This is a genomic window from Mesorhizobium sp. M1169 (assembly GCF_040318345.1).
GTDB lineage: Bacteria > Pseudomonadota > Alphaproteobacteria > Rhizobiales > Rhizobiaceae > Mesorhizobium.
Genome location: NZ_JAMYME010000005.1, coordinates 180,684 through 204,786, shown reverse-complemented (window position 1 = coordinate 204,786; position 24,103 = coordinate 180,684). Strand labels below are relative to the sequence as shown.

Sequence of the window (24,103 nt, the reverse complement as noted above, 5' to 3'; positions counted from 1 at the left end):
GTGAAGTTCGGGATCGCCGTGCGCAATGCCGGGACGTATGCCAGCTCAGCGGCCAACGGTTATCTGGAGGAATCCAGAACCTTCCATGATGGCATCATCGCCGGCCCGGCCAGTCCTTCGCTCAGGAAATCCTAAACGAAAGTATTGGACGCACGTGCCGTTGGCACGATGGCTCACACCCGGCCACGGCCGGCATATTCCGCGCGGCACGAGCAGACTGGAAACGCGAAAGCCGTGGTCTGACTTTTGCTCGATTGCCACCAACGCGATGACGCAGCTTCCGACAATAGGAGTCGCCATCATGGCCGACCTTTCCGAAACCTCCACAGCCGAGCACACATTGCGCGTCGAGGCGCCCGCCGCGATCGAGGTCGACGTCTCCTCGCTGACGCCGGGAACGTCGCTGATCGTCGACTGGCACGGCAAGCCGGTTGTCGTGCGCAACCGCACCGAAAAAGAGAGGAAGGACGGCCAGGCAGTCAGTCTCGCCGAGCTCAAAGATCCAATTGCCCGCAACGCCAACCTGCCGGCCGATGCGCCGGCAACCGACGCCAATCGAACTATGCCGGGCAAGGAAGCCTGGGTGGTGATGATCCAGGTCTGCACCCATCTTGGCTGCATCCCGCATGGTCAGGAAGGCGATTTCGACGGCTGGTTCTGCCCCTGCCATGGTTCGCAATACGACACTGCCGGCCGCGTCCGGAAGGGGCCGGCACCCGAGAACATGGCGGTACCGGTGTTCCAATTCGTTTCCGACACCAAGATCCGTATCGGCTGAGGCAGGGGGCATTTCGATGAGCGGCGGCAAACACTCGACCTATACGCCCAAAACCAGAATCGAACGTTGGTTCGACGCCCGCCTGCCGCTGCCGCGGCTGGTCTATGACAGCTTCATCGTCTATCCCGTCCCGCGCAACCTGAACTATGCCTATACGTTCGGCGGCATTCTCACGATCATGCTGGTTTCACAGATCCTGACCGGCATCGTGCTGGCGATGCATTACGCCCCTGATACGGGGCTGGCCTTCAACTCGGTCGAGCAGATCATGCGCGACGTGAATTCGGGCTGGCTGCTGCGCTATCTCCATTCCAACGGCGCGTCGTTCTTCTTCATTGCCGTCTACCTCCACATCTGCCGCGGGCTCTACTATGGTTCGTACAAGGCGCCGCGTGAGCTGCTGTGGGTGCTCGGTTGCACCAACCTCCTGCTGATGATGGCGACGGCCTTCATGGGCTACGTGCTGCCTTGGGGACAGATGTCGTTCTGGGGCGCTACTGTCATCACCAGCTTTTTCACCGCCATCCCACTGATCGGCGACTGGCTCCAGCAGCTTTTGCTCGGCGGCTTCGCGGTCGACAATCCGACGCTGAACCGCTTCTTTGCGCTGCATTACCTGCTGCCATTCGTGCTTGCGGGCGTGGTGACCTTGCATATCTGGGCGCTTCACGTCGTCGGCCAGAACAATCCGACCGGCATCGAGGTCAAATCGAAAACCGATGTCGTGGACTTCACGCCCTATGCCACCGTCAAAGATGCCTTCGGCATCCTCGTGTTCCTGTTCTTCTTCGCCTATTTCGTCTTCTACCTGCCGAACTATCTCGGCCATCCCGACAACAACAGCATCGCCAATCCGCTGAAGACGCCGGCTCACATCGTGCCGGAATGGTACTTCCTGCCGTTTTACGCGATCCTGCGGGCCATCACCTTCAATATCGGGCCGATCGATTCCAAGCTCGGCGGCGTGCTCGCGATGTTCGGCTCGATCGCCGTGCTGTTCCTGGTGCCGTGGCTCGACACCTCGAAGGTGCGCTCGGCGGTCTATCGGCCCTGGTACAGGGTGCTCTTCTGGCTGTTCGTTGCCAATGCCCTCTTTCTCGGCTGGCTCGGCTCCCGGCCGGCGGAAGGCGCATACGTCGTCATGTCCCAACTGGCGACGCTTTACTATTTTGCTTTCTTCATCATCGCCATGCCGGTGCTCGGGCTGATCGAAAAGCCGCGACGGCTGCCGAATTCGATCACCGAAGCAGTTCTCGAAAAAGACAAGGCCAGCGCCAGAGGCCCGATCGCCGGGCCGGAGACCAAACGTTGAACCGGGCATCGCGGTGATCGTTCATGAACTGGTGGAACTCTCCTCTGGTCTACATCGTGTTGCTCGGCCTCGCAGGGATCGTCGTTTGGTCTCTCATCCCCAGACGCTTCGCCAATGCGAAGCTGGTTGTCCAACTCGGCTTTTTCGTCGCGATGTCGGCCATGGTTCTCCACCTGCGCGTCGTGCCGTACGAAGCCGCACGGGACAACGAGACAACCGGAGGAGCGATCCTCATCGGCTCGGTCAAGCTGCTCTGGTGGGTTCACCTTGCCTGGGCGCTGATCGGATTTGTCCGTATCTATCTCGTCTTCGAGCGACAGCCGCGCGAGGCACGTCTCCTGCAGGACGTCGTGGTCGGTGTCGTCTACGCTGGAATGTTCCTGTCGATCCTGGCGTTTGTCTTTGCAGTGCCGGTCGGAACGCTCATTGCCACGTCGGGCGTGTTTGCCGTCATCCTGGGACTGGCGCTCCAGAATACGCTTGGTGACGTATTTTCGGCGATCGCGCTTAACCTCGGCCGCCCTTACGTGCTTGGAAACTGGATCATTCTGGGCGACGGAACCGAAGGCCGCGTTGTCGAGACCAATTGGCGGTCGACCCAACTTCTGACCCCGACACACAATGTCGTGGCGCTGCCAAACAGCCTTCTCGCCAAGATCGGGGTAACAAATCTAAGCGGTCCGGACGAGAGCCATGGACTTGCCGTAACCGTCAAGGTGGCGCCAACGAAGACGCCGGCGATCATCGTAGACCTCATGCGCACGGTCTTGCTGAGCTGCAATTCGATCCTCCAGCACCCTTCGCCTTCGGTCACCATCAGAAGCCTGGATGCCGCAGCTATCGAGATCGAGTTGTTTTTTCGCGTCGCAAGTATCGACCAGCGAATTGCCGCTCGGAACGAAATCTTCGATCTCATTTATCGCCATTCAAAGTCGACCGGCATGCTGCTGGCGGAGCCATTTTCGGGCTCGATTGCCATGACCAACCGGCCGGGCCACGAGACGGCGGCCTCCCAAGGCTTCACCCCGATCGAACTCATCAATTCCATACCGGTATTCTCGGCGCTAACGGATACCGAGCAGGGTTCGCTCGCCAAAGCGGCCTCGGTTCGCACCTACCATAAGGGCGAAATCATCGCACGACAGGGAGAGATGCTGCCGTCGCTCATGATCGTTCGGACGGGCGTCATCGTCCGGCAAATTGGCGAGGACGATGATCAACTGCAGGAGATCTCCCGGCTTGCACCTGGCGATTTCTTCGGCGAGACCGGCTTGCTCGCCGGTATTGGCGAGATGTCGAGTTTGCGGGCAATGACCCCTGTCACGGTTTACGACATAGACCAGGAAAGCTTTGCGCCTCTGGTGCACGACAGGCCCGAAATGGCCGAAGATCTTGCTGCGATCCTGTCGATGAGGGTGTCGGCTTTTAATGAAAGCGGCATCGCCGGACAGCACCACGCGAGCTCCAAATTCGCGCTCCTCAAAGCCATTCAGACAGTCTTTCGAGCCGCTTCGTTCAAGCGCGTTCGAGCACCTGGCTGACAAGGCATGCAGAAGGACAGAGATCCATGACCATCCGCCAAAGCGGTATCACAGGCATCGATACACTCATCCAGCCAGCTATCCGTGATTTTGCGGACGGACTGAAGATAAGGCGCGTATTGCCGTCCTCGGATCGCCTGATGATCGGGCCCTTCATCCTGTTCGACCATTTCGGCCCCGCTATATTCGACGCAGGTCACGGTTTCGATATGGGACCGCATCCGCATATCGGCGTTGCGGCCGTGACCTACCTGATCGATGGCGAGATCGTCCATCGCGACAATTTGGGAAAAGTGCAGACCATCCGTCCTGGCGAGGTCAACTGGATGACGGCCGGGTCGGGCATCGTCCATTCCGAGCGCACGCCACCGGAAGTCCGGGCGTCGGCAAGCAATCTCTTCGGCGCTCAGGCTTGGATCGCCCTCCCCTCCCGCTATGAAGAAATTGCCGCCGACGTCGCACATTTTGGCGCTCCCGAAATACCGAGGATCTGTGCCGACGGCGTCGAGTTTACGTTGATCGCCGGCGCGTCCGACGGGTTGGTCTCGCCGGTAAGGACGTTCTCCGACATGGTCTATGCCGAAATTGTGCTCACGAGCGGTGCGCGCTACCAGGTGAAACCCGAACACCGTGAGCGTGCGATCTACATCGTCGCCGGTGAGGTTGGAATTGTCGGCCAACTCGGTACGTTTCATGAGGCCGAATTAGTAGCTCTGGCGCCCGGCGCTGAGATTGTGCTGCAGGCGCCTGCCTTCCATGCGGCGAGACTGATGTTGATAGGAGGTGAGCCCCTGGCCGAGCCACGTCGTATCTATTGGAACTTCGTCTCCTCTTCAGCCGAACGGATCGAGCAGGCAAAGGCGGATTGGCGCGAACGCCGCTTCCCCGGCGTGCCGGGAGAGCACGAGCTCATGCCTCTACCAGATGGCAGCGTGTGAGGGATAAGGCAGCGGATGGTGACCTCAGCGCCGCGACAGCTTTACGCCGGGTGGCGCAGGCAGACCACTACGACATCAAGTAGAGATCGTTCATCGTTTCCTCATCGAGCAAACCGTCGAACCAGACGTCGAAGATTGTCTCGAGCAGGAACTCGTCGTTGCTTGCTTCGGAAAACAGCGTGAGGGACGCGTGCAACTTCTTCGCATCAACGTCACCGAAGACAGCGCGAGCGCTTAGGCCGGAGAGCCGTTGCAGGGTGCCAACGCATTCCCGATAACGGCCTCCGAGGATCGGAAACGAGAGATAGGCGCTGGCTTCGTCGAGCGATGTGATTGCATATGGCTCAGGCGCTGTACCACTTCGCCTTGTGGCCAACCTTGGGCAGATGAACTCCATGTAGGGAGTGCACATCATCCCTCGACGTAGAATGGCCAGCGCGTCGTCGTAGACCGGATCCTGTGCGCTGACGAATCTCTGCAAATCATACTCGTCAGGCATTTGGATAGATCCTTGGGAAACCCTCAACATTCGTGCCCATGACTAGCCGCCGACGACATCTGCATAGTCCGGGTGCTTGGCGAAAAAGCGGCTCATGAAGGGACATTTCAAGATCGCTTTACGGCCGGTCTTGCGGAGCAGTTCGAAGGTTCCTTGGGCCAATTGCGACGCGATCCCTTGTCCGGAAAATTCCGACGGGACTTCGGTGTGTATCAGCGCAACCTTCCCGCATCGAGCCGATAATAGGCCGCCGCAAACATATCGCCGGCGATCGGCAGCTCGAAACGGTGCTGTTGGACGTTTTCGACGACTTGTGCATCCATCTTTATCTCTCGATTGTATGTCACGTTTGTCACCGGAGGCAGATTGGCGGGCCGCTATCGCATCGCAGGCAACCGCAGAGTGACGGTCGTGCCTGCCCCAAGTGTGCTCTGAATATCGATGCTTCCGCCTGATTGCTCGGCAAAGTGCTTCACCATCGGCAAACCGACGCCGCCGAGGCCTTCGCTTTTGGTGGTGAAGAACGGATCGAAGGCGCAGACCATCGTCTCGCTGGTCATCCCGATACCGTTGTCCGCGACGCGGATGTCTACCTGACCGGCGGCAGAGTTTTCAGAGGCCAAGCCGGCATCGATCGAGATGAAACCGCCGTCAGGCATTGCATCGCGCGCGTTGAACAGAAGATTCAGAACCGCATTTTGCAATCCAAAGCGATCGCATCTCACCAAAGGCAGGTCGGACCCAACCCGAAGCTCAAGACCGAAATTGGCATCCAAGGCGCTCCGTACGAGGGTTTCGATCTCAGCCAGGCAAGCACCTACGTTTGTGTATTCGATTTCCGCGTGGCTCTCTCGGGCCAGGCTGATGGTTTGCCGGACAAGGCCACCAGCCCGCTCCAAAGCCGTCTTGGCGCCGGCTATTACAGGCCCGAGCGCCGGAGCCGCTTGGATGCTCGGATCGCGGGCCAGGTGGTTCAACGCCGACGAGGCGACCTGAATGAGATTGCCCAGGTCATGGACGATGCCGGCCGTCGACATTTGCACGGACATACCACTTCCAGGGCCATCGGGCGGGCCGTCGAAGACATCTTCTTTTATGTCCGGACGAAACATTTCGTTCCCCGCTGGCTAAGTCGGCACCTATTGGCTTCAACACGCTATAATTTATGGCTTTTATTTTCCACTATATCTAAGAAGACGCCGATACATACTTCCGTATATTCAATCGCGAGACGATGCTCTATTGATAGCCGATCCCGCTGATGTAGTTGGCAAGCAGCCGTTCCTGCAGTTCCTCTTGTTTGAAGAGCGCCTTCATCGCATCACGGATATCGAGGACGCCTAGCGGTTTCGAGTCGGCCCCGAGCACCGGCACATTCTGCAGGCCTTGCGCGGCCATGGTCTGCCAGACTGAATGAAGATCATCATCGGGACCACAGGACACGATGGACCGGCTCATCAATGCCGCAATCGGCGCTTCTGTTGGCCCTGAATTCGCCAGATGGCGGACAAGGTCGGACTTGCTCAGCACGCCTGCCGCCTCCCCACTGCCGTGGCACACCACGACCAGGCCTATTGCGGGCCTGGAAAGTGAGAGTGCCGCACTGCGGAGTGGAGCGTCGACATCGACCACCATGAGACGGGCCGATATTACTGGATGCAGACTGTCAATTCGCATGACGCCCTCCTGAGAGCGCCTCGCGGCCGCGGCCGCGGGGCTGGGATCGGTTCCAGTGTTGGTCGCCGAGCTCGGCGCCTTCGTCCGGCCGGTCAGAATGGCGCGCAAACAAGCGCCATTCTGACCCATTCCAAAGATTAGCTCAGTGCTGCTTTGCTCAGGCCAAACTTCGCATCGCCCGAGCCCGGGACGGGTTTGAAGCCGATGTTCAGACGGTTCCAAGAGTTGACCGCCATGACAACGAAGGTCAGATCGGAGATTTCCTTCTCGGAAAGCTGCGACCTGACCCGATCGTAGATCTCGTCGGGGACACCCTGCTCGGGCAGCTTGGTCAAGACTTCCGTCCATGCCAAGGCTGCGCGCTCGCGAGGAACGAACAAGGTCGAATCCCGCCAGGCTGCCAGGTGGTAAAGGCGCAGTTCGCGCTCGCCATGGATCTTCGCCTGTTTGACGTGCATATCGAGGCAGAAGGTGCACCCGTTCAGCTGCGCGGCTCGGACTGCAACAAGGTCGCGGATTGGCTCTTCGATCGACCCCTCTCGCGTCGCACCAAGAAATTCAATAAATTTCTTCAGAAGTTCCGGCGACTGCTCCGCATAACTCGCGCGTTGGGCGACGGCTTTTCCTTTCGGAGCGACCGGTGGCGCTGCAATATTCATTACTTATCTCCTTGAGGTGTTTGCAATCCATTGCAGCGTAAGGATGACCGGTGAGACGAACTGTTGCTATCGTGCCGATGATATGTATTGCCACTCGATTGGGTTGGGGCGCCTAAACCGAAGTATAGGAGGTGGAAATTGGCACCTGACCGCTGCCCTCGGCAATTCGCTTTGCCGCATGCATCCGACAGACGCACAGCGTTTGGGTCAGTTGAAGGGCAAGGCTGAACCGACCGGTGTCGATAGAACCTGGATCGAAACTGCCCTCACTCTTCAAAGGGAGCGTTCATCACAAGATCAACTGCCGAAGTCGCCTTGTAGCCTGAAACAAAGCGCTCGCCGAAGTCCCGGGCAAAGTTGTCGTAGGTGGTTTCGGGCCTGATCTCGGCGATATGGCAAAAGCATCGCGTCATCCGCCGCTTCATCCCGAGGCGCGGAAATTCGCCAACGATCTTTGCAATCTCGGCTGACGAAACGAGGCTGTATTGCAAGCCGACGACATCGAGGCAGATGCCGGCTGTGCACAGCGCCACCTCAGCCTCCTTGTAGAGGCCGATCGACGGCGTCGAGTTGAGGGCGACGCTGTCCCAGATCAATTGGGCGCGCCGCTCGTCGAAGCCGCCCTCCCGAACGAAGGCGCGGGCGAGATCGGCGCCTTCCACTTCGAAACGGCGCGGCCCGGCGAAGTCCTCATTGAGCGTGACGTCATGCAACAGGGTTGCAACCGCAACAACCTCCGCGTCGTGCTGGATATTCTGAATCTGTCCGATCCGGGCCGCGAAAAGCCAGGATCGGACCACGTGGTTGAACAGGTAGGGTTCACATCGAGCGCGGGCATGTTCGATCGCTCGGCCAACAAGCGGAGTATCGGGGACCAAAATCCCCGCAAGTGTGCGGATGGCGATCGAATTCATGTCACTGACCGTCCCTTCGCGTACGCCCCGATGGTCCCGGGGCTACGATTTCATTTAGCGTTCGTCGTCAGTTCCGTCTCGCTGGTGTCGACGACGAAAATAGCAAGCAGACGAGCGCCTTCCGTCTTGCTGGCGTTTTCGCTGACGGCATGACGGTCGCCAGGGAATTCCGAGAAACTCTCGCCGGCGCGATAAGTCTTCACCGGCCCGTCATTGACCTGGCTTCGGATCGCCCCCTGCAGGACCGTGGCATAGATGAACGCGGATTTGGGATGGGTATGAGCCGGCGACGTACCCCCAGGCGCGTACTCGACGAGCACGGCTTTCATGCTCTTGCCGGGCACGTTTGGCAGAGCCTGGTCGTAGACAAGCTTCACGCTGGCGGCGTCATTGGCCATTGCTGCGGTGACGGAAGCGGCGGTGAGCGCGGCGCAGAGAAGTGTTTTGATCATGTCTGGTCTCCTTGTTGTGCGAATGGCGGGCCTATCCGATGACTACTTACTTCGGTGGTGTGTATCGGCTGAGCCAATCATCGAAACGCACGGCGCCGATGCGCGCGTTCTCGCCGGGCACCAGCGTTCGATCGTCGATTGCCACTTGGCCGTAGTAGAGCGCGCCGGAATCCGGGACGACTTTGCGCGGGTCGTTGGTGGCCTTCAGGAAGCGCTCGACAAGTTCGCTCATGCGAACACGCTCCGGGCCGGCAATTTCGATCATGCCATTCAACGGCGCGGCAAGCGCGACGTCCGCCATCGCATCGGCAACATTATCAGCCGCCATGGGTTGGAAGTAGGCCGGCGACATATGAATGGTATCCCCGACGGCGCCCGTGTTTGCGATGGCGGCGGTGAATTCGAAGAATTGAGTGGCGTGAACGATGGTGTAGGGAATTCCGGACTCCCTGATCAGCTTTTCCTGAAGCAACTTGCCGCGGAAATAGCCCATGCCCTGCAGCCGGTCGGTACCGACGACCGACAGCGCCACGTGATGACGGACGCCGGCGGCCGTTTCGGCGGCAAAAAGATTACGCCCGGATGCCGAGAAGAACTCCAGGGCAGCCTTTTCCTCGAACGACGGCGAGTTCGCGAGGTCGACGACGACCTGCGCACCGGCAAGCGCGGCCGCCAGACCCTCTCCCGTAACGGTGTTGACGCCCGAATTCGGCGACGCCGCAAGTACGTCGTGGCCTTTGTTTCGCAGTCTCTCCACGGTCTTTGAACCGATCAGCCCGGTTCCGCCGATGACGACGATCTTCATGTCTAGTCTCCTGGTGTTGCGTGTCTATTTTCGTTGCTCGATCGGATGCTGGGCGTTTCCGGCCTGCTACTGACTGACCGATGCCGCAGCATCCTCGATGAGTGACGTGACCTCGTCGGGATGCGAAACCATGAGCGCATGGGACGCACCCTCGATGACGACGGTCCTTACCGCGTGCGCACGCTTGGCCATGAAGCTCATGACGGCTGCCGGGATGTTGCGGTCATCCGAGCCGTAGATCATGTAGGACGGCAGCGTCTTCCACGAGGCGACGCCCGAGGCTTCAGCCAGAGCCGCCTGCGCAACAGGGCGTTGAGTGGCAGCCATCAGCAAAGTCTGCTCTTGCGGAACGTCGGCGGCGAACTGCGCGCGGAACTTGGCCGGCGCGATGAAGAGGTCTTGCCCGCCGTCCGGCAACGCGACTGGAGCAAGCGCGCTCCCCAAGGTGCTGCCCGGAAACATGCTGGACAACGTAAGGCTCGATTCGCCGGTATCCGGCGCGAAACCCGCCACGTAGACCAACGCCTTCACATTGGGATTGCCATTGGCGGCCTCGGTGATGACGGGCCCGCCATAGGAATGCCCCACCAGCACGACCGGCCCCGAAACCGACCGGACGATGGCTGAGACTGCTTTCGCATCGCTGGCAACGCCGCGGAGCGGATTAGCTGCGGCTATCGCCACATAACCGTCTTTGCTGAGCTTGGTGATGACTGCATCCCAGCTCGACGATTCCGCGAAGGCGCCGTGCACCAGTACGATCGTCGGCTTGGGCTGAGAATTCGCGGCCTGCGCCATCCCGCCGCCCGACGCGGCAAGCGCTGCGGTGAGGGCCAGGACTCGAGTTATGTTTCGCATTTGCTTTCTCCCGTGTCGCCTGTGGTGACCAATGCTCAGGAGAATGCGCCGACGCGGCCCGCCAACCTATTGTGCGGAAGGGTCTGTCATACAATGCCAAGGTGCAGGGTAGGTCACCGGGGAGATCAGGTGCCCTGCAGCATAATTGAGGTATCTATGCCGGGTGTGCATTGTCGGCGGTCGCCGGAACAGACACTGAGGGCGCGCCGCAAAGCCTCCTCTCGTCAACGACATAGTCCCTGGCCTTCGGCCTGAATCGCCCAATGCCTTCGTATGGATCAAACAGCCGGACCGTCTGATCGTGTCGCTGCGTCACGACATTTATATTTGTATGGGTGAATACCATCCAAGCCATCAATGGAGTTACTGAAATGAAAATGACAGTCCTTGCTGTCGCCGTGCTTGTTATTACAGCAGGAAGCGCCACTGCCGGAAGCGACCACTATGGATCAAACGGATCCCAGCAGCCTGCGACTGCGTCTTACAACATGTATACATCCTCGATCAAAAAAATGAACAATGATATCGGGGTGCCGAAAACCGTACGCAAGCCGACTGTTCCCAACGATGAATATGGCCAGGGCATCTGGGGTCACTGATCCCGACCTACAGAAAATTGAAGGACCGGGGCGAGACCTCTGTCCTTCCGCCGTATCGGGCGAGCCGACTTCTCTCTTGCGCGTCGATCCCTGCAATGCGACTTGCTGCTTACGTGGCTCAATTTGCGCCACGTCGACAAAACGTCTCGCCTCCGACCTATTTGGCGCGACTCGTGCGGCAGCTTCCCGGAAAATCGTCTTGAGGAAGACCGATTGCTCAGCCATTTATTCGGAAGTGTATTGGCGCGACGACATCGCAGTCGTGGCTCAGAGCACTGCCATCCCGCCGTCGACCCGCAGATTGATGCCCGTTACGAAACTGCTCGCGTCCGAGGCAAGGAACAGGGCGGCTTTTGCCAGCTCTTCCGGCTGCCCCATCCGGCCCAGGGGTATTGCCTCCGCCATCGCCTTTTCAAACACCCCGCGCTGCTCAAACGGTATGCCCAGCTTATCGAGAATAGCCGTATCCACCGGACCTGGGCTGAGCACGTTGACCCGGATGCCGCGAGACTTCAGTTCGATCGCCCAAGCGCGCGCAAAGGCATTTATGGCCGCCTTCGAGCCCGCGTAAACAGCATGACCGTCCAGCACCTTCTCGCCTGGCCAGCGAGCCTGTGAGGATGATTGCGCCGCCATTCCGCATGACCGGAATCAGTTTCTGGACGCCGAAGAAGACGCCTCGCGTATTGACGGCAAATTGCGCATCATATTCTGCCTCGGAGACGTCGGCCGAGTGCGTGATGGTGTTTATGCCGGCGTTCGCCATATAGATGTCGAGCGCCCCGAACCTCTGGCGGATCTGTTGCGCTACCTCGTCATGGTGCGACACGTCGGCCACATTTCCCTGAATGCCCAGCGCGCCTGCCCCGATCTGTGCGACCGCTTCCTCGACCGCCTGCCGCCGGCGGCCGGTAATGACGACTTGCGCGCCCTCGGCCGCAAAGATTTTTGCAGCCGATAGTCCGATCCCGCTGTTCCCGCCGGTGACCACCGCGATCTTGCCCGAGAGTACGCCCATTTCGTTCCTGCCTTCGAAAAATAGCGCCGGTGCTGCCGCGATAATCGCAACTGCTGGCCAAGAAAGTTTCACGCCGAATTGAGACCGCCAAAATGAGCGGCAATCGCAAACGGCTACCGATTGATAAACTCCCGGCGCTTAGCCAGTTTGACGTTTTGGAGGAGCGCTTTGGCCTTCAAGGCAGAACAAGCGCGCGGCGGCGACCCCCGACAGCGCGACGTAGTGTCGAACGCCGGCGATCGCCTCCGCGCTGCACAGGCGAAGTTGCTCGAATGGCAGCCCTATCGCAGCATATGTTTCGCGCCTTTGCCAGCGCTCTAACTCGATGGCGCAGTGGTTCGGTTCCACAATCCGGGACATGAGCCGACAGAACCGGCATTCAGGCCACCGCTCGCCTATGCGAGCGCACAAGGTTTGACCTGGCGCGCCACCCGAAATGCGATTAAGGGCGCGCGAAATATTGCCAAAGGTGGTCATCGGCGGCTCCAAGGATTGCGGAGAACATGCGGTCGTGACTGAGGGTGTGCTATCCTTTGATGAAGGCGAGCAGGTCAGCATTGACCTGATCTTGGTGCGTGGCCGTGATCCCGTGGGGCGCGCCGGGGTAATAGATATCCTTTGCGCCTTTGATCAATCGGGCCGACTTGACTGCCGAGTCCTTGACGGGGACGATCTGGTCGTCTTCGCCATGCAGGACGAGGGTTGGCACGTCGAACTTCTTGAGGTCCTCGGTAAAATCGGTCTCGGAGAACGCCTTGACGCTTTCGTACGCGTTCACGAGACCCGCCTGCATACTCCAGAGCCAGAACTGATCCAGAGTCCCCTGGGAAACCTTCGCGCCTGGCCTGTTCGCGCCATAAAACAACGGTGCGAGGTCCCGGTAGTACTGCGACCGATCCTTGACGAGGCCAGCCCTTATGCCGTCGAATACCTCGATCGGCAGGCCTTCCGGATTGGCCGGCGTCTTCACCATGATCGGCGGAACTGCGGCGATAAGAACAGCCTTGGCCACCCGCTTCGTCCCGTGCCGTCCGATATAGCGAGCAACCTCGCCTCCTCCGGTCGAATGGCCGACCAGCGTGGCGTTCCGGAGATCCAGCGCCTCAATCACGGCTGCAAGATCATCCGCATAGCCGTTCATGTCGTTGCCGGACGTGGCCTGGCTCGATCGGCCATGGCCGCGCCGGTCATGCGCAACGACGCGAAAGCCGTTATGGGCAAGAAAGAGCATCTGGCCGTCCCAGGCGTCGGAATTCAGCGGCCAGCCGTGCGAAAACGTGACGACAGGACCCTTGCCCCAATCCTTGTAGTAGATTTTGGTGCCATCCTTGGTCGTGATGGTGCTCATCGTCTTGGTTCCTTTGATTGAGGGGGAAGAGGGAAGGTTTTGTTTTCGGCTCGTTGCCGAAGCAGCGCGGGGCAGTCCGGCGGCTGCCGTAGAGATCAGGCCTGCCAACATGACATCGCGGCGAGATCCGCCGACGGAGAAAAGTCCGTCTTTGTTCATCATGTCCATCCATGTGCTTTGAACATCCTGCTCACCATCACGACCGTCGAGTCGGCCTGAGCGGTCGCGTTCGGGGAGGAGCGAGCGAGGAGCGGTAGAAACGCGACGGTCGTGATGGCTTGCGAGGAACAGGATGCACCGATCCGGGCCGCGAACCTACTCTACGGAAGCATCTGTCATACCATGCCAAGGTGCAGGGCAGGCACGCCGAAGATAGGGCCGGGCTAAGGCAAGCTCTTATAGACACACGTCAATTAGGCTTGGGTAGCGGCGCGGGGACCGACGCGGCATGGCCGGCGTCAGTTGCTGTTGCATGAAATGTTGCGAGTTTTTCGGTCAGGCTGGCGCTGCCAAAGAGCGCCGCTCAGTAGTAACCGATGTTTGGCGCGGGCCTTGCCGCGAAACACCAAACAGGACCACCGATGTACATCAGGATCACCCGCAGCAGCACGAGCGTATCAACAGGCAGGAAGGCCTGGGCGCGCTGAGAAAGCACCTGAAAAGGCCCGGCGCGCCGGGCGATCCTATTGGATGGGGCATGGATCGGCTTGTGCCAAATTCTAGACCTCGCGCATCGGCGCGGGCAGCGTTTCCCACGCCCGGATCAGCTCACCGATGGAAGCGGCTTCCATCTTGCGCATGACATTGCCGCGGTGAAGCTTGACCGTCACTTCACTGATGCCGAGGTCGAAGGCGATCTGCTTGTTGAGGCGCCCGCGCGCCACTTCACGCAGGACCTCGCGCTCGCGCGGCGTCAGCGTCTCGACGCGCTCGATGTTGCGCTTGACGATCACGGCATCCGCCCGCCGCTTGGCATCCACCGCAATGCCGGCGATCACAGCGTCAAGCAGCGTCTGATCCCGCACCGGTTTGGTGAGAAAGTCCACGGCGCCGGCCTTCATCGCCTGGACAGTCATCGGGATGTCGCCATGCCCGGTCAGGAAGATGATGGGTTTGGGGTTGCCGTTTTTCGCAAGATGGTGCTGCAGATCGAGACCGCTCGTCCCTGGCATGCGCACGTCGAGGATCAAGCAGCCGGGGCTCTCCAACACGTCGGCGTCAAGCAATTCACGGGTCGAGGTAAAGCACACCGGCAGGAAACCCGCCGACAGGATCAATTCAGACAGCGCCTCCCGAACAGAGGCATCATCATCGACAATAATGACCAGCGGCTGCTCGGCTTCAGCCCTTCGCTGCTGTGATGACGGCGTCGATCTCGGTAAGGGCAATTGGTCAACTCTCATGTTTAGCCTCCGTTTCTGGGTTGCGCAAAGCGTCGCCGATCGCCGCAAGCAGTGCCTGGCCATCGAACGGCTTGCGGAAAAGCCTGCCAATGCCCTTGGCGCGGTGCTGATCCACTATCTCGTGGCGGCCTGTGATCAGGAACACAGGCAGATCCGGACGCGCCTTCTTGACCAAGTCACGAAGTTCAAAGCCGTCCATGCCGGGCATCCCGATGTCGGTGATAAGCATGTCCAATCCAGACAGGCCGCTGACCAGCAACGACCCTGCCGACGAGAAGCTGCGGGCCATATAGCCGGCGGACTCCAGAAGGTCCTCCAGCGACTCGAGCAGTCTTGGGTCATCGTCGACAATCGCCACGACAGGCCTCCGCTTGCTCACCCTCAGTTCCCCCCTGCCCGGCGCGAGTGCGTGATCGGTATTCCCAATCGCTCGGCGATGCGAACGAGGTCGGCGAGCGACGCCGCGACCATCTTCTGCATGACGTTCCTTCTATGAATTTCCAGCGTAACTTCGCTGATCCCCAGTTCAGCGGCGGCCTGCTTGTTGAGCAGGCCGCTGACCACCAGCGGCAGCACCTCACGTTCGCGCGGCGTCAGCTCGAGATAACGTTGCTTCAACACGCCCAGCTCGGCGCGCTCCGATCGCTGTACCCGATCCTGGGCAATCGCCGCATGGATTGCGGCCATGAGGTCTGCATCGCTGAAGGGCTTAGTCAGGAAATCCACGGCGCCGTGCTTGATCGCACGCACCGAGGACGGGATATCGCCATGTCCCGTCAGGAAAACGATCGGCGGATGATCGCCCTCGGCAATCTGCCGCTGCAGATCGAGGCCGTTAATATCCGGCAACTCGATATCGAGGATGAGGCAGGCAGGGACGTCCGGCTTGTCAGCGCGGATATAATCGCCCGCCGATCCGAACGCTACGGCACACATGCCGTGTGCAGCCAGCAGCTCACTGAGCGCCTCCCGGATGCGTTCATCGTCATCAACGATGAAGACAATTTGGCCGTCCGTCGTCATGACGCCGCTTTCGCTTCAATCGGCAACGTGAAGATAAACGTCGCTCCACGTGGTTCGTTCTTCTCGACCCATAAACGCCCGCTGTGCGACTCGATGATCGAACGGCAGATCGCCAGTCCCATGCCCATCCCTTGCTCTTTCGTGGTAAAGAACGGTTCGAATATCCGGTCGGGAAACTCGACGCCCCGGCCGCGATCTCTGACTTCGGTCTGGACAACATCCCCGATATGGCGCACGCGGATGCTGATAACTCCGTCATCCGCACCAGAGTCCATCGCCTCCATGCCGTTGCGGATGAGATTGACCAGAACCTGCTGGATTTGGACGCGATCGAACGCGACTAGCGGACTGTCGCTTCCGACATCAACGCTGGTGCGAACGCCCCGCCGCATCGCTTCCTCGGCCACGAGGTCGCGTGCCTCTGCGATGACACTGCTGAGCGTCGCATTGGTCCTCGTCTCGGTGGATTGCTTGAACAGCGCGCGGATGCGGCTGACGACGTCCGCCGCCGAATTGGCGTCCCGGATTATGCGCTCGGCCGTAATCTTCGCGCGTTCGACGTTCGGAGGGGCGGCGGACAGCCAACGGTGGCATGCATGGGAATTGGCGACGATCGCGGCCAGCGGCTGATTCACCTCGTGCGCGATCGAAGCGGAAAGCTCGGCGAGACTTGCAGCCTGAGTGGCTTGCGCGAGTTTGTCGGAGGCTTGTCGCAGCGCTTCCTGGGCGCGCACCTCTTTGTCGATGTCGAGGGAAACCCCGTACCATTGCACAACCGCCCCGTCTTCATCTCGCCGCGGCTCGACCCTGCACTCCGCCCAGCGATAGCCATCTGTTTCGCGCCAGCGAAACCGCATCGCGGAACCGCCGCCTGTTTCGAAACAGGTCAGCAACGTGCGCAGCACCTCGGGAGCATCTTCGGGATGAACCAGTTCTTGCAGCAATTCTTCGATGCGCGGCTCTCCGAGTGTTTCGAAATTGGCGATCACGGAGCGGAAATGGTCCTGGTATCGCTTGTTGAAGTAGACCGGCCCGCCGGTCGGCACCGCGCTCCAGATGCGGACCGGCACAGCGTCGATCATCTGCTGAAGCTGCAATTCGCTCCGCCGCAGCGCCTCTTCGGCTTGCATCTGATCGTCTATGTCGTGACAGAGGCCGTACCACTGGACGATCAGGCCAGCGTGATCGCGCATCGGCTCCGCCCGGCTCGACATCCAGTGATAGATGCCATCGGCGCGGCGCAAGCGATACCTCATGGAGAAGCGCTCACCGGTGGCGAGGCAGTGACTGAGCGTATCGCCGAATGCTGCTGCGTCGTCCGGATGGACGGTGGCCGCTATCATCACCGCCAGCCGGCTGATGCCCTGTTTGTCCAAATCCGTTACGTCAAGGCCGAGAAAGTCGACCATTCGCTTGTTGAAAAAGGTCGGCTCGCCGTCCGGCGTCAGGCGCCAAACGTGGCTCGGAACCATGTCGACAAGCTGCGAGAGCTCCCGCTCCCGGTCGCGCAATGCCTCCTGCGCGCGCACCTCATCGTCGATGTCGATGCTGGCCGTGTACCATTGCACGATCGCCCCACTCTGGTTCCGCAGCGGCTCGGCGCGACCCTCCCTCCAGCGGTAGACACCGTCAGCGCGACGCAGGCGATACCTTATGGGATAGGGTTCGCCGGTGGCGAGGGAGCGGCTGAGCCATTCTCTCATCCTGGGTCCATCGTCGGGATGGACGGCTGCCGCGACTACGGTCGCCAGGCGGCTCGTGCCCGGCTTGTCCCAGTCCGCGATGTCGTTGAGGCCGACATAGTCTGTCGTGCGCTTGCTGAAGAAGGTTGGTTCGCCGTTGGGCGCCATACGGGCGATGTGAGCGGGGATCATTTCGACCAGCAACGAGAGTTCTCGCTCCCGCTCCCGCAAGGTCTCCACACTTTGGCGCAAAGTGAGCACCGCCGCCTGATGCTGCCGGGATATGGCGGCCACGACGAGCGCCGAAAATGCAGAGATGGCCAGAAAAAGCTGCAGCATGATCTGGTTGTGCTTCTGGGACTCGGGATCGCCGGCAAATTGGCTGGCGCCGGATATCGTGAATACCGCCGTGATCAGAGCGAGGACGGTCAATGCTACGGCGGCGCCTCTGAACTCAAAACGCACCGCGGCCCAAAGAAGAGGCGGCATGATGATGTAGGCGAAGGGCAGATAGCCGCTCAAGGAAAGGGCGGCGATACCAAGAAAGATCAGCCCCAGGACGCAAGCTTCCATCCATCGCGCTGCCGAGAGCTGCGCTTTTCCGCGCCAGTTCTGGAACACGACCAGCGCCAGTGGCGCTACGATCAGGACTCCCGTCGCGTCTCCGATCCACCACAGCGGCCAAGCCGTCACAAAGGTTTGCGATTGTATGCCAAACCAAGCAAGCGCCGCACTTCCCACCGTTGCGCTTGCAACTGGCGCAATTCCAGCGGCCAGTACGACGAATGCGAGAACGTCCCGCAACGTTTCCAGCCGAACTGGGCGCTTGCAGGTCTGGTTCACAAGCCATGCGCCGGCCACCGCTTCAAGAGCGTTGCCGGCAAAGATCAGGAAGGCCGCGGGCAGCGGAGTGTGGAACCACAAGAAGTTGCTGAACAGTTCTGCCACACAGGCCCCCAGCACCCACCACGGCCAGCTATACCTGGAGGCGAAGACAAGAGTAGCGATGAAAAGCCCGCTCGGAGGCCAAATGGAAATCCCTGTTCCAGGTATGATTGCGAGCGACTGGGCGAAGCCGCAGCCTAGGACATAGGCCGTAATAAAAAGCCCCAGATGCAGGAATTGGGGACGGTGCGACCAGACGCGCGACAACCTGCCTCTTCCAAGATCGCTGATCATGTTGCCGCGAATCAGGCCCGGTTCATTCGTCGCGAAAGGTCGGCCACTTCCCGGTCCGGATCGGTTCAAGTCATGCGCTAACGCGAGCGTTGCGCTGGAATCGGTCTCGCCAAGTGAGTTGGGCGCTATCGTCATCGGGTGCCCCTAACGGACAAACAAACTCTGGAGATTGTCGGCGCTTCGTGTAGCACTTGCTCTTGATAGCTGGACTGGGCTGACGGACTCACGTCGCCACCCTAATCCCGCCACGCCCCAACCGCACCTCATGGAAATCCATGCATTGCACGGGGCGGCGGCGCCCCTTCACCGAGAGCCGAAAAACCAAGCGCTTACTGAGCGCCGCCAGTTATTGCGCAGCTTTCGCTTCAACCGGGAGGGTGAAGATGAATATCGCCCCACGCGGCACGCTATTCTCCGCCCAAAGGCGTCCGCCGTGAGACTCGATGATCGAACGGGAGATCGCGAGCCCCATGCCCATTCCGTTCCCTTTCGTTGTAAAGAACGGCTCGAATATCTTGTTGGGACGTTCGATACCCGGGCCGCGGTCGCTGACCTCGGTCTGGATCGTGTCCTCTATCCGGCGCACGCGCATTCCGAGAACCTTGTCGCCCGCCGTGGTGTCCATCGCCTCCATGCCGTTGCGAATGAGGTTGACCAGGACCTGCTGGATCTGGACGCGATCGAACGCAACCAGCGGAAGGTCGCTTTCGACGTCGATGTCCATGCGAACGCGACGCCGCATGGCTTCCTCGGCCATAAGGTCACGTGCTTCGGCAACGACGCTGGGGATCGGCGTGCTGGTTCTCATTTCAAGCGAAGGTCTGAACAAGGCACGGATGCGGCTGACGACATCCGCCGCCGAGTTGGCATCGCGGATGATACGCTCGGCCGTGATCTTCGCGCGCTCGACGTTCGGGGGCTCGGCGGACAGCCAACGGTGGCATGCGTTGGAGTTGGCGACGATGGCGGCCAGCGGCTGGTTCACCTCATGAGCGATGGATGCGGAGAGTTCGGCAAGGCTCGCCGCCTGGCTCGCACGCGCAAGTCTCTCTTGTGCCAGCCGAAGCTCCTCTTGTGTCCGCACCTCATTTTCGATGTCGAGACAGATAACGTTCCACTGCACTATGGCGCTTTCAGCGTTGCGCATCGGCGCGGCGCGCGTCTCGACCCAGCGATATTCACCATCGAAGCGCCGCAGACGGTGCCGTCGCGCATACGGCTCGCCTGTGGACAGACAATCGGCATATCTCTCTTTGACACCTGTCAGGTCGTCGGGATGAACACCGGCGTCGAGTGTGCCAGCCAGCCGGGACTTTCCCGCTTCGTCCAATTCCTCAAGATTGTATCCGAGGAATTCGCGGAGCTGCTGGCTTCGATATATCGGTTCGCCATCCGGCGCGGCGCAATCGATCATTGCCGGCAGTGTTTCAACGAGCTGCCAGAGAGCCCGTTCTCTCTCGCGCAGCGCCTCTTCGACGCGCAGCTGATCGTCGATGTCGTGCGTAAGGCCGTACCATTGGACGATGCGTCCACCCTGGTCCCGCAGCGGCTCCGCGCGGCCCTCCATCCAACGATAAACGCCATCGGCACGGCGCAGGCGATACTTCATGAAGAAGCGCTCGCCGGTGGCAAAGCAGCTGTCGAGTGCTTCCTTCAGGCTGGCTGCATCGTCGGGATGGACGACGGTGGCAATGAAGGCCGCCAGCAGGCTCGTGTCCGGCTTTTCCGCGTCCGCTATGTCCAGGCCGAGAAAATCTATCAGGCGCTTGTTGAAGAAGGTCGGCTCACCGTTGGGAGATAGCCGCCAGAGGTAGCTCGGAACCATGTTGACGAGTTGCGAGAGCTCTCGTTCCCGGTCGTGCAACGCGGCTTGCGTGGTCACCAAGTCATGGATGTCGACGCTCACGCCGTACCATTGGAGAATGCTGCCATCTTCGTCGCGCAGCGGCTCGGCGCGAGTCTCGGTCCAGCGATAGCCGCCGTCGGCCCGCCTCTGGCGATATCTCTGAACGTAAGGCACGCCCGTTGCGAATGAATGGCGGATCGCCTGCCGTGCGGTGTCGATATCGTCTGGATGGATCACGCTCAGCGACGGCGAGCCGTCCGGGGCGGTGATGTCGCGGAGCGTGGCCCCGGTTACATCGGTGAACCGTTTGTTGACGTAGGAAGGCGTCCCTTCCCGTGTCGTACTCCAGATCAAAGCGGGCACGGTGTCGATCAGCTGCTGAAGGCGCCGCTCACTTTTGCGCAACGCCGCCTGCGCGCGCACCTCATCGTCGATGTCGAGAGAAACCCCGTACCACTGCACGACCGTTCCGTCGTCATCGCGTCGCGGCTCGACCCTGCACTCAGCCCAGCGATAGGTGCCGTCTTTTTCGCGCCAGCGAAACCGCATCGCGGAGCCGCCGCCAGTTTCGAAACACCGCAGCAACGTGTGCTGCACCTCGGGAGCATCTTCGGGATGAATCACCTCGTGCAGCAACGTTTCGATTCCCGGCTCGCCGAGCGCGTCAAAGTTCGCGATAACGGAGCGGAAATGGTCCTGGTATCGCTTGTTGAAGTAGACCGGCCCGCCGGTCGGCATCACACTCCAGATGCGGACCGGCACGGCGTCGATCATGTGCTGAAGTTGCTGCTCGCTCTGCCGCAACGCCGCTTCGGCGTGCATCTGATCGTCTATGTCGTGACAGAGGCCGTACCACTGGACGATGCGGCCAGCGTCATCGCGCATCGGCTCCGCCCGGCTCGACATCCAGCGATAGACGCCATCGGCACGGCGCAGGCGATAGCGCATGGCGAAGCTCGCACCGGTAGCGAAGCAACCACGAAGTGCATCGCCGAATGCTGCCGCGTCGTCCGGATGAACGGCGGCCTGTAGCATCACCGCCAGCCGGCTCATGCCCGGTCGGTCCAGATCCGCTACATCGAGGCCGAGAAAGTCGACCATGCGCCCATTGAAGAAGATCGGCTCGCCATCGGGATCGAGCCGCCAGATGTGACTCGGGACCATGTCCACGAGCTGCGAGAGTTCCCGCTCCCGGTCGCGCAATGCTGACTCGGCCCGCATCTGATCCTCAATGTCTATTGTCGTGCCGTACCATTGAACGATGCGCCCCTGGCTATCGCGAAATGGTCGTCCTGAGCTTCGATACCAGCGATAGACGCCATCGGCGCGCCGCAGGCGATGCTCGGTATCATAGGGATCGCCGGTTTCGAGGCAATGCCGCCATCTGGCGGCTACGGGATCATAATCGTCGGGATGGACGGCTCGACGCCAGCCGAAATCATCGTCGTCTTCGGAAGTGTTGAGATCCTCATGCATGTTGCCGAGGAACGCCAGCGTGTTTGGGCTGACATAGGTGAATCTTCCGGCGGCATCGGCTGCCCACGCGTGGCCGGGCATGCTCTCGATGATTTGCAGCGCAAGCGTTGCTTCGGGCTCGATTTCGTCAAGTGAGTTGGACGCTGCTGTCATTGGCTTCTCCTGTCGGACAAAAAAGCCTTGGGACGGTCAGCGCTTGATATAGCACTTGTTTTCAATATCTGGACAGGCGAACTCACCGCCTAAATCTAGTTCCGCCATGCCTCGGCTGCATCTCATGGAAATCCATGCATTGCGCGGAGTTATCGCGCTGCGGGGCCCTAACGATGGCCTCGCGCGAGGAGCGACGCGGATCGATGCATCAACACCTACCACTGGGAATACGAGCCGGACAGGTAAGACGCTCGGCTGCCTCTTCGTCGGCTGCAGAGTGAAACCGGAAAAACCTCTGCATTCGTCATCCCTGTCTCGTCCGATTAACACGGCTCATGAGATAATCTGGACGCCTCTCCCGACCAATACATCTGTTCCAAAGTACAGGGCGTGGACGCGGTTTTAGTTCTGCGGAGCGGCTTGGCGGCCGAGCAATTGTTTGGCGACAATGAGACAGGGCGCAGCGACCGCGAACAGCAGGACGAGCGCGAAGAAAGCTTCGTCGAACGAGATCGTGGCGACCTGCTTCTCAAGCGCGCGCTGCAGCAGCGGCAGGGCGGCTTTTGTCGCCGCAGTGCTGTCGACACTGTTCGCCAGAGCGTTCGCAGTTGCTTTCAAGCGCTGGTCTACGGCTGGATCGCCATTGACGAGGTGGGACGCCAGTATCGTCCGGTTGTGGACATTCTGGTGATCAATATACGTTTGCAAGAGGGCTGTGCCGGTCAGACCGCCCACCTGCTTGCCGAAGTTGAACAGCCCGATGCCAAACGGCAACGCATTGGCGGCAAGGCCCTGCAGCGTAACCAGCGTCAGTGCCACGAACAGAAGGCCGAGGCCGAATCCTCGCAGCAGCAGAGCAAGGGTCAGGTCCGGTGATCCGCTACCGCTCGTCGAAGCGGACAGCAGCCACATGGCACCTGCGAAGAGCAGAATGCCAAATGGCGCAAGCGTGATCGGGCGCATCCCGGTCCTTTGGATGACGAAGCCGGACAACAGAAGTCCAAGCGCGAGCATGGCTCCGCTGGGCAGCAGAAGCACTCCTGCGCCCGTCGCGGTAAAATCGAGCACGTTGAGGGCAAAAGCCGGAAGAAGATAGGCGCTGCCTGAAAGGGCAGAGCCGGCGACGAAGCTGACGAGAAGGCCAAAGCGAAAGTCCGGATTGCCAAGGGGCGAGATGGCCAGCAGTGAGCCTTCTGAACGAAAGCGGGTCTCCCAGACGGCCAGGAGGCCGGCAGCCGTCATACCGGTTGCGGCAAGGAAGGTGATGTCGGTGTCGTCGAACCAGTTGAACCTGCTGCCTTGCAGCAGGACGTAGGTCAAAAGCGCGGCGCTGATGCCGAGCAACAATATCCTGACGGCAGGAAACCTGGTTTTCCGCCAAAAGGTCCGATCGCCGTCCGCCGCCAACAGGACAAGGGAGACGATGCCGAGCGGAATGATGCTCAGGAATATCCACTCCCAGGTCAGATGGTCGACAAGCCAGCCCTGCAGGGCTGGCGTGACGGACGTCGGAGCCATGACGGCGCCTACGGCAAAAACCGCCTGAACGACCGGCTGATGCCGGTGCGGGAACCGAAAGAACAGCAGTGTCTGGCTGGCGACGAGAACTGTGCCGCCAGCCAGCCCTTGGACAATGCGGCAGATGCAAATCCAGGTGAGGTCCACTGACAACGTCAAGGCCGCGGATGCCAGCAGAAGGGCGACAACCGCCGCGCGCAGGCAGGCGGTCGGCCTGGCTGCCGTCACAAGTAGCGGAGCGACAAGGAACGCCGTCAGCTTGGCCGCGATGAAAACAACGTCGATCATCGCCAGTTCGTCCAACGTTGCGTAGGTGTCGCCGAGCATGTCGATCCGGCCGATGGACAGTGCAGTGGATGCGACCGCGTCCATGAAGGCGGCCAGCACGACGCCGGTTGCTATCAAGCAAGCGCGCAATGTACCGG

The 24,103-nt window shown here is 60.4% G+C and carries 22 protein-coding genes and 1 pseudogene; 6 read left to right on the top strand and 17 right to left on the bottom strand.

Annotated features, from left to right (window positions below; translation table 11 throughout):
* From NKH41_RS07710 to NKH41_RS07690, 5 genes are all read left to right on the top strand, one after another.
* A complete protein-coding gene (locus tag NKH41_RS07710; protein WP_352771627.1) occupies positions 1-135 on the top strand; it encodes a hypothetical protein in 135 nt (44 codons plus the stop codon).
* Positions 136-196: 61 nt separating this feature from the next.
* Positions 197-778: a ubiquinol-cytochrome c reductase iron-sulfur subunit gene (gene petA, locus NKH41_RS07705; protein ID WP_502895671.1), complete on the top strand. Its 582-nt coding sequence runs from the start codon at positions 197-199 to the stop codon at positions 776-778.
* Between the two features lie 16 nt (positions 779-794).
* Positions 795-2,090: a cytochrome b gene (locus NKH41_RS07700; RefSeq protein ID WP_352768644.1), complete on the top strand. Its 1,296-nt coding sequence runs from the start codon at positions 795-797 to the stop codon at positions 2,088-2,090.
* Between the two features lie 23 nt (positions 2,091-2,113).
* Positions 2,114-3,631, top strand: a complete 1,518-nt coding sequence (locus NKH41_RS07695; protein ID WP_352768647.1) for a mechanosensitive ion channel family protein — start codon at positions 2,114-2,116, stop codon at positions 3,629-3,631.
* A gap of 26 nt (positions 3,632-3,657) precedes the next feature.
* Positions 3,658-4,569 carry a pirin family protein gene (locus NKH41_RS07690; protein ID WP_352612471.1) on the top strand — a complete coding sequence of 304 codons (912 nt, stop codon included), beginning with the start codon at positions 3,658-3,660 and terminating at the stop codon, positions 4,567-4,569.
* Positions 4,570-4,636: 67 nt separating this feature from the next.
* On the opposite strand, the gene NKH41_RS07685 is transcribed toward NKH41_RS07690, so the two are convergent.
* The 9 genes from NKH41_RS07685 to NKH41_RS07645 form a co-directional block, all read right to left on the bottom strand.
* Positions 4,637-5,068 (bottom strand): DUF1810 domain-containing protein, encoded by a 432-nt coding sequence (locus tag NKH41_RS07685; RefSeq protein WP_352612469.1) that lies wholly within the window; start codon positions 5,066-5,068, stop codon positions 4,637-4,639.
* A 42-nt stretch (positions 5,069-5,110) separates the two neighbouring features.
* Entirely contained in the window at positions 5,111-5,242 is a 132-nt protein-coding gene (locus tag NKH41_RS07680) for an N-acetyltransferase (RefSeq protein ID WP_352932403.1), read from the bottom strand.
* A gap of 203 nt (positions 5,243-5,445) precedes the next feature.
* Complete coding sequence (locus NKH41_RS07675; RefSeq protein WP_352612467.1) at positions 5,446-6,180, bottom strand: sensor histidine kinase; 735 nt, start codon at positions 6,178-6,180, stop codon at positions 5,446-5,448.
* Positions 6,181-6,307: 127 nt separating this feature from the next.
* Entirely contained in the window at positions 6,308-6,745 is a 438-nt protein-coding gene (locus NKH41_RS07670; protein ID WP_352455793.1) for a CBS domain-containing protein, read from the bottom strand.
* A 137-nt stretch (positions 6,746-6,882) separates the two neighbouring features.
* Positions 6,883-7,404, bottom strand: coding sequence for a carboxymuconolactone decarboxylase family protein (locus NKH41_RS07665; RefSeq protein WP_352449835.1), 522 nt, complete (start codon positions 7,402-7,404; stop codon positions 6,883-6,885).
* A 266-nt stretch (positions 7,405-7,670) separates the two neighbouring features.
* Positions 7,671-8,318, bottom strand: a complete 648-nt coding sequence (locus tag NKH41_RS07660) for an HD domain-containing protein (RefSeq protein WP_352681194.1) — start codon at positions 8,316-8,318, stop codon at positions 7,671-7,673.
* A gap of 50 nt (positions 8,319-8,368) precedes the next feature.
* A complete protein-coding gene (locus NKH41_RS07655; protein ID WP_352470610.1) occupies positions 8,369-8,770 on the bottom strand; it encodes a cupin domain-containing protein in 402 nt (133 codons plus the stop codon).
* A gap of 46 nt (positions 8,771-8,816) precedes the next feature.
* A complete protein-coding gene (locus NKH41_RS07650; protein WP_352768650.1) occupies positions 8,817-9,575 on the bottom strand; it encodes an SDR family oxidoreductase in 759 nt (252 codons plus the stop codon).
* A 66-nt stretch (positions 9,576-9,641) separates the two neighbouring features.
* Positions 9,642-10,433: an alpha/beta fold hydrolase gene (locus NKH41_RS07645; protein ID WP_352768652.1), complete on the bottom strand. Its 792-nt coding sequence runs from the start codon at positions 10,431-10,433 to the stop codon at positions 9,642-9,644.
* 371 nt (positions 10,434-10,804) lie between these two features.
* Here NKH41_RS07645 and NKH41_RS07640 point away from each other — a divergent pair, with 371 nt between their 5' ends.
* A complete protein-coding gene (locus tag NKH41_RS07640) occupies positions 10,805-11,032 on the top strand; it encodes a DUF680 domain-containing protein (RefSeq protein WP_352612459.1) in 228 nt (75 codons plus the stop codon).
* Positions 11,033-11,299: 267 nt separating this feature from the next.
* Here NKH41_RS07640 and NKH41_RS07635 read toward each other — a convergent pair.
* The 8 genes and pseudogenes from NKH41_RS07635 to NKH41_RS07600 all read right to left on the bottom strand — a co-directional run bounded on the left by NKH41_RS07635 (position 11,300) and on the right by NKH41_RS07600 (position 24,065).
* A pseudogene (locus tag NKH41_RS07635) lies at positions 11,300-12,050 on the bottom strand (glucose 1-dehydrogenase).
* A gap of 526 nt (positions 12,051-12,576) precedes the next feature.
* Entirely contained in the window at positions 12,577-13,557 is a 981-nt protein-coding gene (locus NKH41_RS07630) for an alpha/beta fold hydrolase (RefSeq protein WP_502895672.1), read from the bottom strand.
* A gap of 560 nt (positions 13,558-14,117) precedes the next feature.
* The gene (locus tag NKH41_RS07625; protein ID WP_031211078.1) at positions 14,118-14,801 is read right to left on the bottom strand and encodes a response regulator transcription factor; all 684 of its coding nucleotides are present in this window, start codon (positions 14,799-14,801) and stop codon (positions 14,118-14,120) included.
* Positions 14,791-15,180, bottom strand: a complete 390-nt coding sequence (locus NKH41_RS07620; RefSeq protein ID WP_352768657.1) for a response regulator — start codon at positions 15,178-15,180, stop codon at positions 14,791-14,793. The genes NKH41_RS07625 and NKH41_RS07620 overlap by 11 nt, the downstream gene beginning before the upstream one ends.
* Before the next feature lie 2 nt (positions 15,181-15,182).
* A complete protein-coding gene (locus NKH41_RS07615; protein ID WP_352470618.1) occupies positions 15,183-15,824 on the bottom strand; it encodes a response regulator transcription factor in 642 nt (213 codons plus the stop codon).
* Positions 15,821-18,658: a sensor histidine kinase gene (locus NKH41_RS07610; RefSeq protein ID WP_352768930.1), complete on the bottom strand. Its 2,838-nt coding sequence runs from the start codon at positions 18,656-18,658 to the stop codon at positions 15,821-15,823. The genes NKH41_RS07615 and NKH41_RS07610 overlap by 4 nt, the downstream gene beginning before the upstream one ends.
* A gap of 373 nt (positions 18,659-19,031) precedes the next feature.
* A complete protein-coding gene (locus NKH41_RS07605; protein WP_352768660.1) occupies positions 19,032-22,160 on the bottom strand; it encodes a PAS domain-containing protein in 3,129 nt (1,042 codons plus the stop codon).
* Positions 22,161-22,562: 402 nt separating this feature from the next.
* Positions 22,563-24,065, bottom strand: a complete 1,503-nt coding sequence (locus NKH41_RS07600; RefSeq protein WP_352768663.1) for an MFS transporter — start codon at positions 24,063-24,065, stop codon at positions 22,563-22,565.
* Positions 24,066-24,103: the final 38 nt, after the last annotated feature.